This is a genomic window from Methyloceanibacter marginalis (genome assembly GCF_001723295.1).
Taxonomy (GTDB): Bacteria; Pseudomonadota; Alphaproteobacteria; order Rhizobiales; family Methyloligellaceae; genus Methyloceanibacter; species Methyloceanibacter marginalis.
Window position 1 is genome coordinate 1 of record NZ_LPWD01000154.1, and the last position, 9,322, is coordinate 9,322.

12 protein-coding genes are annotated in these 9,322 nt (G+C 64.4%); 4 read left to right on the forward strand and 8 right to left on the reverse strand.

What is annotated here, in order from left to right; all coding sequences use genetic code 11:
- Nucleotides 1-214: 214 nt before the first annotated feature.
- Complete coding sequence (locus AUC71_RS06495) at nucleotides 215-2,263, reverse strand: elongation factor G (protein ID WP_069623617.1); 2,049 nt, start codon at nucleotides 2,261-2,263, stop codon at nucleotides 215-217.
- 198 nt (nucleotides 2,264-2,461) lie between these two features.
- On the opposite strand from AUC71_RS06495, the gene AUC71_RS06500 reads away from it, so the two are divergent.
- Nucleotides 2,462-2,992, forward strand: coding sequence for a hypothetical protein (locus AUC71_RS06500; protein WP_069623618.1), 531 nt, complete (start codon nucleotides 2,462-2,464; stop codon nucleotides 2,990-2,992).
- Between the two features lie 9 nt (nucleotides 2,993-3,001).
- Here the strand turns inward: AUC71_RS06500 and AUC71_RS06505 are convergent, their stop codons facing one another.
- The 5 genes from AUC71_RS06505 to AUC71_RS06525 form a co-directional block, all read right to left on the reverse strand.
- Nucleotides 3,002-3,415: a VOC family protein gene (locus AUC71_RS06505; protein ID WP_069623619.1), complete on the reverse strand. Its 414-nt coding sequence runs from the start codon at nucleotides 3,413-3,415 to the stop codon at nucleotides 3,002-3,004.
- Nucleotides 3,416-3,419: 4 nt separating this feature from the next.
- Nucleotides 3,420-4,331 carry an alpha/beta fold hydrolase gene (locus AUC71_RS06510; RefSeq protein ID WP_141701501.1) on the reverse strand — a complete coding sequence of 304 codons (912 nt, stop codon included), beginning with the start codon at nucleotides 4,329-4,331 and terminating at the stop codon, nucleotides 3,420-3,422.
- Nucleotides 4,332-4,382: 51 nt separating this feature from the next.
- A complete protein-coding gene (locus AUC71_RS06515) occupies nucleotides 4,383-4,601 on the reverse strand; it encodes a TOBE domain-containing protein (protein ID WP_158007733.1) in 219 nt (72 codons plus the stop codon).
- 42 nt (nucleotides 4,602-4,643) lie between these two features.
- The gene (locus AUC71_RS06520) at nucleotides 4,644-5,846 is read right to left on the reverse strand and encodes a pyridoxal phosphate-dependent aminotransferase (RefSeq protein WP_069623622.1); all 1,203 of its coding nucleotides are present in this window, start codon (nucleotides 5,844-5,846) and stop codon (nucleotides 4,644-4,646) included.
- A 174-nt stretch (nucleotides 5,847-6,020) separates the two neighbouring features.
- Entirely contained in the window at nucleotides 6,021-6,512 is a 492-nt protein-coding gene (locus AUC71_RS06525) for a YciE/YciF ferroxidase family protein (RefSeq protein ID WP_069623623.1), read from the reverse strand.
- 307 nt (nucleotides 6,513-6,819) lie between these two features.
- On the opposite strand from AUC71_RS06525, the gene AUC71_RS06530 reads away from it, so the two are divergent.
- Together AUC71_RS06530 and AUC71_RS06535 are read left to right on the forward strand one after the other, a co-directional pair.
- A complete protein-coding gene (locus AUC71_RS06530) occupies nucleotides 6,820-7,266 on the forward strand; it encodes a hypothetical protein (protein WP_069623624.1) in 447 nt (148 codons plus the stop codon).
- 157 nt (nucleotides 7,267-7,423) lie between these two features.
- A complete protein-coding gene (locus tag AUC71_RS06535; protein WP_141701502.1) occupies nucleotides 7,424-8,068 on the forward strand; it encodes a hypothetical protein in 645 nt (214 codons plus the stop codon).
- A gap of 262 nt (nucleotides 8,069-8,330) precedes the next feature.
- On the opposite strand, the gene AUC71_RS06545 is transcribed toward AUC71_RS06535, so the two are convergent.
- Nucleotides 8,331-8,786 (reverse strand): SRPBCC family protein, encoded by a 456-nt coding sequence (locus AUC71_RS06545; RefSeq protein ID WP_069623627.1) that lies wholly within the window; start codon nucleotides 8,784-8,786, stop codon nucleotides 8,331-8,333.
- Nucleotides 8,787-8,920: 134 nt separating this feature from the next.
- Here AUC71_RS06545 and AUC71_RS06550 point away from each other — a divergent pair, with 134 nt between their 5' ends.
- Nucleotides 8,921-9,127 carry a hypothetical protein gene (locus AUC71_RS06550; RefSeq protein ID WP_069623628.1) on the forward strand — a complete coding sequence of 69 codons (207 nt, stop codon included), beginning with the start codon at nucleotides 8,921-8,923 and terminating at the stop codon, nucleotides 9,125-9,127.
- A 25-nt stretch (nucleotides 9,128-9,152) separates the two neighbouring features.
- On the opposite strand, the gene AUC71_RS18590 is transcribed toward AUC71_RS06550, so the two are convergent.
- Nucleotides 9,153-9,322: DMT family protein (locus AUC71_RS18590; protein ID WP_141701503.1), on the reverse strand; the 170-nt coding region annotated here is incomplete at its 5' end.

Sequence of the window (9,322 nt, forward strand, 5' to 3'; positions counted from 1 at the left end):
ACGCTCGAGCACGCGCGGATCGGTGTTCCCCGGCCCGGGGCCGGCGGCAAGGGTCTCAGGAATTACGAGCTGCGGAAATACGGTCATCGGAACACCTCTGTGAAGCTGAACGGTCCATTAGACGAAAGTCTTATTTTTGCCCAATCGTCTACCGGGCCAGAGGGGGCGGGGCAAGGGCTCCGCGCCACTTTGTGGCAGGAGGAGCCCTATCCCCTCAGGCCGCCTTGTCGCCGCGATGGGCCAAAACCTGGTCCGCCGCCTTGCCGACAAGCTCGGCCAAATGGTCCAGCTCGGCGTGGAACGTGCCCACGCCCGCCGTGGCCGAGCGCAGCTCCACGATCAGGTTCTGGATCTCGGCCTCGGGAATATGGGCCTGAACCACGTCCCATCCAGGCCAGCCGGGCCGCGCATCGAAACCCAGGATCTGCCCGCGATGGGAGGAGACGATGGAGTTGATCCGCGCCGTGGCCTCGGAAGGGACGGCGATCTCCACCGCCATGACCGGCTCCAGCAGCACGGGCTGGCACTGGGGCATGCCCTCCGACATAGCCAGGCGCCCAGCCTGGCGGAACGCCATGTCCGATGAGTCGACCGAATGATAGGAGCCGTCGATCAGGCAGACGGCGACATCCACCACGGGGAAGCCCAACGGCCCGGTGTGAAGATAGTCGCGCACGCCGATTTCCACCGAGGGGATGTAGTTCTTGGGCACGACGCCGCCGGTGATCTTGTCGGAGAACTCGAAGCCCTGTCCGCGCGCCAAGGGGCCGATCGTCACCACCACGTCGCCGAACTGGCCGTGGCCGCCAGACTGCTTCTTGTGGCGTCCGCGCACTTCCGTCGATTTCCGGATGGTCTCCTTGTAGGGGATCTGCCGGGGATGAGTGGACGCGGCGACGCCGTATTTGCGGATCAGCCGCTCCAAGGCCACGCGCAAATGCATCTCGCCCTGCCCCCACAGCACCATCTGACCCATATCCTGGTCGTGGCTGATGGAGAGCGACGGATCTTCCTCGATGATCTTGGCGAGCCCGGCGGTGAGCTTCACGTCGTCCTTCTTCTCCTTGGCTTCGATCGCGAGTCCGAACACGGGCTCCGCGATCTCGCCGGGCTCGATCTTCAGCGAGGCGCCCTTCTCGGTGGACAGCGTGGCGCCTGTCCGGACGCTTTCCAGCCGGCCAAAGGCCACCGTGTCTCCCGGCTGGGCGGCATCGCGCTTCACCGGTTCCTGCCCGAGCAGGGCGAACACGCCGGCGATGCGCTCCTCACTTTCGCCGCCGAAAACGGAATCGCCGTCCGCAAACGTGCCGGCGAGAACGCGGGCGAGCGACAGCTTGCCTGCATGCGCCGTGTGGAACGTCTTCATCACATAGGCGCAGGACGACGCACCGTCCGCACCAATTCGCGCCGCCGTGCTCTGAACGAAGGGCGCTTCGTGACGCAGCGCTTTCAGCAGCCGCAAGATGCCGTTGCCGTTCTCCGCCGAGCCGAACAGCACGGGACAGATCACCCCCTCGCGCAGCTCCGTGGCGAGATCGTCGAACACCTTGTCGCGCGGCGGCTCGACGTCCTCCAGCAGCTGTTCCATCAACTCGTCGTCGTAGTCGGCCAACTGCTCCAGCATGGAGAACCGCGCCTCCTGCTCGCGCTCGGCAAGCGCTCGCGGCATTTCGATCACCTCGGAGGGCGCATGCTCGCGATAGACATGGGCGCGCTCGAGCGCCAGATCGATGAAGCCCGAGACGATGTCCTTCTCCCAGATGGGCACTTGGCGCAGCACTAAAGGTACGGCCGAAGCCGGCTGCAACATCGGCACGATGTCGCGCACCCGCGTGTCCGCTTTGTCGATCTTGTTCAGGAACAGGAAGTGCGGAATGCCCCGGTCCTCGAGCTGCTTGAGGATGAGCTGAAGCGCCGGAACCTTCTTCTCGTCCGGCTCGCACACCACGACGGCCGCGTCGCAGGCGGTCAGCACGTTGGCCGCGTCCGCCTGAAATTCGATGGACCCTGGACAATCGAGAAAGGTGAAGGAGTCGTCGAGAAAATCGACCGTGGCCACGTTGAGCTCGACGCTCATGCCGTGATGGCGGGCCTCGTCGGAGGCGTCACCCACCGTGTTCTTGGCGGTGACAGTGCCCTGCCGCTTGACGGCGCCGGTCCGCGCCAGAATGGATTCTAAGAGTGTCGTCTTACCGCTGAGATAGGGACCAACCAGTGCGATGCAGCGGGCGCTGCGGGCTGGTTGGCCCTGCGCTTGGCCCATGCTCTCCTCCCTTGGCACGCCGCGCAAGGTGGGCCCTTTGATTTCGGCCCCTTTTTCCCTCTTGCGAGCCTTTAGGAACCCATCGTGTCAAGGGACGCGCCCTCTGGCAAGAGCCGCGATTCGACGCGCATGCGCGTCGGGTCTTCTGATCCTGGCTCCAAGCCAGTATGGTGGCGCCCTCATCGCGACGGGGGTTCCATGCGTTTCGTTTCCGGTTTGCTGCTATTGGCTCTGACCTCGGTGTCCTCTGCGCTCGTGGGGGGCGGCGCGTTCGCCTTCACGCCACCGACGCCCTCCCATGACCGGTCGCCGGTCCAAGACGCCAAAATCGTCTGCGGCGACTTCGGAGGGGGCTACACCTGCAAGCGGGAATCCGGCGCCATACGGCGCGGCAAGAACATCAAGGTGCCGGGCAGCGGTTCGGACAGTTCAGGCACAAGCTCAGGCGGCGGCTGGTTCGGCGGCGGCGATGACGACGATCCGGACGCCCTGCCGCCCGCTTCCGGCGACACCGGCGCCGGTGCGGCGCCGAGCGCCACCGCCACGAGTTGCCCGGCAAACGCCGAGCTGCTCGGCGGCCATTGCATCCCCTACACCCAAAGCTGCCGTACCGGCATGGACGCAGGTGCGCCGCCGCAAGCCTGTCAGAACGCGGAAGAGAAGCTCGTGTGCAACTTCCGCAGCGATGGGCTGAAGGATTGCTGCTGCCGGACCTACAGCAAGTTTTAGGCAGGCGCCCTAAGTGTCCTCGCCGTGAGGGCCGAGCGGCTGTCCGTAGGAAAACTCGACGATGTAGCCGGTCGGGTCCTTGACCCCACAGAGATACCCGGTGGGTGGCGCGTAATCGCGCGGCTCCCAATGCAGCAACCCATCCTCTTTGGCTTGCGCGGCAATCCTGTCCACGTCCGCGCGCGTCGGCACGCCGAAGCCGTAATGGGTCATGTCGTCCGCATCTTGATCGCGCTTCGGCCCGCCGCCGAGCAGCACGAGGACGAAGCTCTGTTCCGCGCCGGGGCTTGCGAGCCACACAACGCGCTTGTCGCCCTCGCCGTGTTCCTTGACGATGGTCATGCCGCAATAGCTCTCGTAGAAGCCGATGGACTTATCGAGATCCGTCACGTGCATCGCGCAATGGGTGAAGGCCGGCGTCATGCGCTTAAGGCCAACTGGCGCGCACCGTATCGAGCACGCGATCGAATTCGCCGAATACCCAATAATGCCCGGCGCCCTCGACGACCTCGAGCCGGCAATTGTGGAGCGCGCCCGCGAGGTGATAAGCGGCATCCGGTGGGACAATGGTGTCCGCGCTGCCTTGCCACATGACCGTGGGAACGTCGATCTCGCCGAGCGGCAAATCCCACGGCCCGCAATACAGCCGCAAATCCTGAAGCGGCCCGTCGATGGACCTGCGCAAGCCCTCGCGCAGCGTCGCCTGAAGATTGTCCCTGACCTCCGGGCGAAGCAGCGCCTCGTGGTCCGACGCTGTCACGCGCTGCATCAGAAGCTGATAGGCGGCACCGGGCGCCCAGTCGATCATCGTCCGAAGTCCCAGGAAAAAGGCGCCGGCCGCGTGATGGGACGGCGCCATGCGCGAGAAGATGAAATGGTGCAGATGCGACATGCGGATATGCTCGCTGGCGGCAACCGGCCCCACGGGCGCAATCAGCACCATGCGCATGACGCGACTCTTGAGCAGCGCCGCCGCGGCGACCGCATGCGGCCCGCCGCCCGAGACGCCGAGCAACACGAAGCGGTCGAGCTCGAGCGCATCGGCGAGCGCCCGCACGTCGCAGGCCGTCTCGGCCAGCGTATCGAAGTGATGCACGTCCGAAAGCCCGTAGCCCGGACGCTCCGGCGCGATGATGCGCAGGCCCCGCGCCCGCGCGCCTTCGTCAGTCAGCGCGAACATGTAGCGCGAGCCTGGCGTGCCGTGCAGCGCGATGACGGGTAGGCCATCCGTGCTGCCGTATTCCGCATAGCCAATTGCACGGCCGTCCGCCAGACGATGACGCGGGAGGAGCGGTCGATCGCGCTTCGTGGGTCGTCTGTTGCGCGTGTGTCCATAAATCCTCGAGGGTGGGTCTGTTAGGACCCCGCCTCCAAGGCCGGGCCGCGACTGCTACTCGCAGCCGATCATGATGTCGACGGGATTGATGATCAGCGTCACCGATTTGCCTTCGAACAGACCGAGCGTCTCGAGCGACGCGATGGTGACGCTCACCTCGACCATGGTGTCGCCGGTAATCTGAACATAGACGATGGCGGTCACGGCACCCTTGCGGATCTCCATGATCTTGCCCTCGATCTGGTTCGCCGTGCTGAGCTTCGAGAATTTCATACTCTCGCCCTCTGATTCCTGCGCACCCATTATAGACCGCGCCTAGCTCAAGCTGGCGCAAAAGCGCTGGATGCGGCGGCACGCCTCTTCCAGCGCCTCCATGCTGGTCGCGTAGGAGATACGGAAGAAAGGCGAAAGGCCGAACGCCTCGCCGTGAACCACCGCGACCCCCTCTTCTTGAAGGAGCAGCGTGGCGAAGTCCTCGTCACTGTTGATCGTGTCGCCCTTCGGCGTCTTCTTGCCGATCGTGCCCGCGCAGGAGGGATAAACGTAGAACGCGCCTTCCGGGGTCGGGCAGCTCAAGCCGTTCGCCTGATTGAGCATGGAGACCACGAGGTCGCGCCGCTCCTGGAACGACTTCACCCAGTCCTTCAAGAAGTCCTGCGGCCCGCGCAACGCCTCGAGCGCGGCCCATTGGCTGATGGAGCACGGGTTGGAGGTCGACTGCGACTGGAGCTTGCCGATCGCCTTGATGAGCTCCGCCGGCGCGCCCGCATAGCCGATGCGCCAGCCGGTCATCGAATAGGCCTTGGACACGCCGTTCAGCGTCAACGCCCGCTCTTTCAGCTTGGGTTCGACTTGCACCGGCGTGGAAAACTCGAAGCCGTCATAGACGAGATGCTCGTAGATGTCGTCCGTGAGCACCCAGACGCGCTCGTGGCGAAGCAACACGTCGGTCAGCGCCTTGATCTCATCGCGCGTATAGGCGGCGCCGGTCGGGTTCGACGGCGAGTTGAAGATGAACCACTTGGTCTTGGGCGTAATGGTCTTTTCGAGCGCTTCCGGCGTGAGCTTGAAGTTCTCGTCGAGCGTGGTCTCGACGATCACAGGCTCTGCGCCCGCCAACAGCACGATATCGGGATAGCTCACCCAATAGGGCGACGGGATGATTACCTCGTCGCCGGGGTCGAGCGTCGCGAGCAGCGCGTTGTAGAGCACGTGCTTGCCGCCCGAGCCCACGGTGATCTCGGCCGGCTTGTAGTCGAGCCCGTTCTCGCGGGCGAATTTCTCAGCGATGGCCTGCTTGAGCTCGGGGATACCGTCCACGGCGGTGTATTTGGTCTCGCCGCGCTTAATGGCCTCGATGGCGGCCTGCTTGATGTTGTCGGGCGTGTCGAAGTCGGGCTCGCCGGCGCCTAGACCAATGACATCGAAACCGGCGGCTTTCATTTCGCGCGCCTTGTTCGTGATGGCCATCGTCGGCGAGGGCTTGACCCGTTCAAGCGTGCGGGAGACCAGTCCCATGGAGAACTCCTGAAAAAATGCGAGGACTGCGGGAAAAATCGGGGCAACCCTATGCGGGCGTGCTTTGCCCCGCAAGTGCAATGCACAATATGACCGTGCATAAAAAGACGCAGCGGCGAGCAAGGCCCGACGCTGCGTTGTTCTTAGGCAAAAACCTCCGGATAGTCCGGAAATCTAGGCCGCTTCCTTGTTGAGCTGGCCCTCGGCGAGCTTGGAAAGAAGCCTGTCGGCGTTGTACTCCTGGTCCAGCGTCTCCTGGAGGAGCTTCGCGGCGTTGTTCTTGCCGAGCTGCTTGGCCCAGGCGATCAGCGTGCCGTAGCGGGTGATCTCGTAATGCTCCACCGCTTGGGCGTCGGCGATCATCGCGGCGTCGCGGACGTCCGGATCGTCGGAGTCCTTGATGCCTTCCTCGCCTTCTTTGATGATGCCCTCGATCGCCGGGCAGGTCTCGCCCTTCGCCTTCTGGCCGAAGATCTCGAACACCTGCTCGAGGCGCTCGACCTGGCCCTCGGTCTCCTTCAGATGGTCGTCGAAGGCCTTCTGCAGCTTGTCGGAATCGGTCTTCTTGGCCATCTTCGGCAACGCCTTCAGGATCTGCTTCTCAGCGTAGTACACGTCCTTGAGGTGATGCAGGAACAGGTCCTCGAGGTTCTTCATTTTCGACATGGGTGGGTCCTCCTGAAATGGATGAGCGGGATTAAAGCCGCCCAGGGGGCCGGGCGGCTGTCACCAATAAGTTGTTGTTGACGCAAGCCCGTAACGCCTCGATCCGGTTGCAGGTTCCGCCGATCCCCTCCCCATTCCGGCCACACATATGGCGGGGACACTGGGCCCCGGGCCACATTACGGTTACGCCCGTGCCCCATTGGCGTGCTGCATTGCCGCTCGTGCCGAGCACCGAGGGCAGTCGATGACATTGCGATCTGTTGCTCCAGGCTTTCTTAAGCCCCTGGCGGTCTTGCCCGCTCTTGCCGTGATCGCGGCCGTCATCTCCGTTTTCAGCTTCCTGGCGCGAACCGAGCCTGTTGGCGCGCTCGAAGCCACACGATTCGGCTCGATCGGCCCGAAACCCTTCGATGATGCCATCGACCGGGTGACCCTCCGGCATGGTCTTGTTTCGAGCCAGACAGACTTGGCGGCCTGGGATTCCGTGGATTCCCGCCCCGATGGCAAAGTTGTTACCACCACGAAGCTCCGCCTGAATCTTCCAGACGGCCGGGTCTATGCTAAGGTCTACGGACGCCCAGCCGGAACGCTCAGGCGACCGCCGCACCGCAACCTCTTCCGAGAGGCGCCGGGACGCTGGTTGCAGCAGCTGAACCGATTCCGGCACCACCGCCGCGAGCCGACACCGCACTCGGAAATCCCGATCCGGCGCCGGCACGCACCGCGGCAGGGGGCGTGGCGCAGGAGACAGTGAAAGTCTCAGGCGTCGAGCCATCGGCCTGGAACGGTAAGACAGGACAAATCGCAATGTTCGTCTTTTTGCTCATCTTCCTAAGCTCAGTGACGCTGCTCATGCGGCGCCACTACCGCCGCGACAATGCCTCCCCGCGGCGGATCGGGAGGAGGATCTGATGCCGTTACGGGGGTCGGTGCAGCTCCTCCTCCTATCTCTTCGCCAGCGCGGGACGCGCAAGGCGTGGTTAGGAGCCGTTGGTGCCGTTGGTCTTGTGGTTGGCGGCGTCCAGCTGGCGAGCGTCCTGCCCTCGCTCGGCGAGGACGGGCTCGCGCAAGCGCTGCGCCAGAGCGTCTGGAATCAAGTCCTCGCCGACCAATCGACCCCGGCCCGTTGGCCGTGGGAGGATCTCTCCGTGAGCATGTCGCTCGCGCCATCGGGCAGTGTGCCCCGGCTCGGCCTGAGCGCTGCGATGCGCCGCGAGACAGCCGGCGTCGCTGAATCCGTCTTGCCTGCGCCGGACCGTGCCGCACGCGCCGAGACCCGCAAGGCGAAGAGCGATCAGGTGCAGGGCGACGTGGCCCTGAGCGACGTGACCATCGGCGACAGCATTACCTTCACGGCCGCGGACGGTGCGATCTGCGTCTACCAGGTCACCGGACGCCGGGTGATCGATCCCCATCTCGCCGCGAGCGAGGCGGAACGCTTCGGCGGCGAAGCGGCACAATTCCAGTGCGGGCCGCTGGAGAAGTTGATCATGCAGGCAACCCAAGGCGAGCCCGACGCCGCTCCCAAGCCTGCGGAAGAACAGCGGAAGCTCTAATCTCGTTGTTTGCTAGCGCTGCGGCGGCGGTGGCGGCGTGTCCGCCTGAGCCGGTGCGGCCTGCTGTTGCGCGCCTTGCGCCGGCGCCGCGGGAACGACCGATTCCCGCCGGCGGATGGCTCACCGCCTTCAGGCGCAGCCGGGGCGACAGCCTGCGGCGGCACGATGACGGGACGCGCGGTCGGAGCACGATCGCCCTCCACTTTCGCCTTGAGCCTTTGAAGACCCTTCACGTACTCGGCGCCGACAAGGCCGTCGAGCATCAGCCTTTCCAGCGCTTGATCGGGCTCGACCCCGTCTCATAGCGGAAGATCCAGGTGACCTTGCTGCCGGACCCGTCAGGGGTGAGCTGATAGGAGCTCGCGCCGTTGAGACCGTTGATATCCGCGGCGAGATCCACGCTGCGGGACTGCTCCGTCTCGACGATCTGCAAGCTGCCATCGCCGACGGATGGCACTTCGCTCTCCCACTCGACCTTGGCCCCCTTGCCTTCGGGCGGGCCGGAATATGTCATCTTCATACTGGGATCGCGGGCCGCCCAAGGCGACCATTCCGGAAACCGGCGTAGATTGTTGAGATAGGGATAAATCGCGTATTCGGGGGCGTTGATCCCCACCGACCGCGCCACCGTCACATGCGCCGGCAGCCCCAGCGCGACCGCCGCGAGAATGAGCACAAGCACACCAAGTCCAAGGACCAGCCGCATCATCGGCGCCATCGCAAAGTCTCCTTCATCCTCGGCTGTGAGTCCCCGGCGAACGGCCGTTTTGTGACGCTTCCGCCCCTGTCATGCGTTCGCTTTTTCACAGAAAACGATTACAGTCCGCTCGTCAACAAGAGGGAGGGCTGAAGATGAGTCTGTCACCACCGACAACCGTCGTCTTCGTAGTTTCGATTATCCTGGCCGTTTTGGCGATCATCGGCGCCTTCGTGCCGATCCCGTTCATTACCGAGCACGGGTTTTGGGTCGCGTCGTGGCTACGTGATCCTGGCGTGCGGCAATATTTTCAGAGGGTTCTGACTGGCGGCGGCCGCGGGACGGTATCCGCCGTCCCGTAGGCCGAACCGTTCTCCGGCGCCGCGTTTACCCCTGGCCGTGGAAAACGAGCGCGGCGCCCAGCGCGATCAAGAGAAACCCCCCGCCCTGCATCCAACTTAGCGGCTCATTGAAGTAGAGCGCCGTGAACCCCGCGAACACCACCAGGGTGATGACCTCCTGCATGGTCTTCAACTCGGCCGGCGAATAGACGTCGC

Excerpts from the sequence above, each read along its gene's own strand:
- AUC71_RS06495 (WP_069623617.1), bottom strand. The coding sequence starts at position 2,263 with ATGGGCCAAGCGCAGGGCCAACCAGCCCGCAGCGCCCGCTGCATCGCA.
- AUC71_RS06500 (WP_069623618.1), top strand. The coding sequence starts at position 2,462 with ATGCGTTTCGTTTCCGGTTTGCTGCTATTGGCTCTGACCTCGGTGTCC.
- AUC71_RS06505 (WP_069623619.1), bottom strand. The coding sequence starts at position 3,415 with ATGACGCCGGCCTTCACCCATTGCGCGATGCACGTGACGGATCTCGAT.
- AUC71_RS06515 (WP_158007733.1), bottom strand. The coding sequence starts at position 4,601 with ATGAAATTCTCGAAGCTCAGCACGGCGAACCAGATCGAGGGCAAGATC.
- AUC71_RS06520 (WP_069623622.1), bottom strand. The coding sequence starts at position 5,846 with ATGGGACTGGTCTCCCGCACGCTTGAACGGGTCAAGCCCTCGCCGACG.
- AUC71_RS06525 (WP_069623623.1), bottom strand. The coding sequence starts at position 6,512 with ATGTCGAAAATGAAGAACCTCGAGGACCTGTTCCTGCATCACCTCAAG.
- AUC71_RS06535 (WP_141701502.1), top strand. The coding sequence starts at position 7,424 with ATGCCGTTACGGGGGTCGGTGCAGCTCCTCCTCCTATCTCTTCGCCAG.
- AUC71_RS06545 (WP_069623627.1), bottom strand. The coding sequence starts at position 8,786 with ATGGCGCCGATGATGCGGCTGGTCCTTGGACTTGGTGTGCTTGTGCTC.
- AUC71_RS06550 (WP_069623628.1), top strand. The coding sequence starts at position 8,921 with ATGAGTCTGTCACCACCGACAACCGTCGTCTTCGTAGTTTCGATTATC.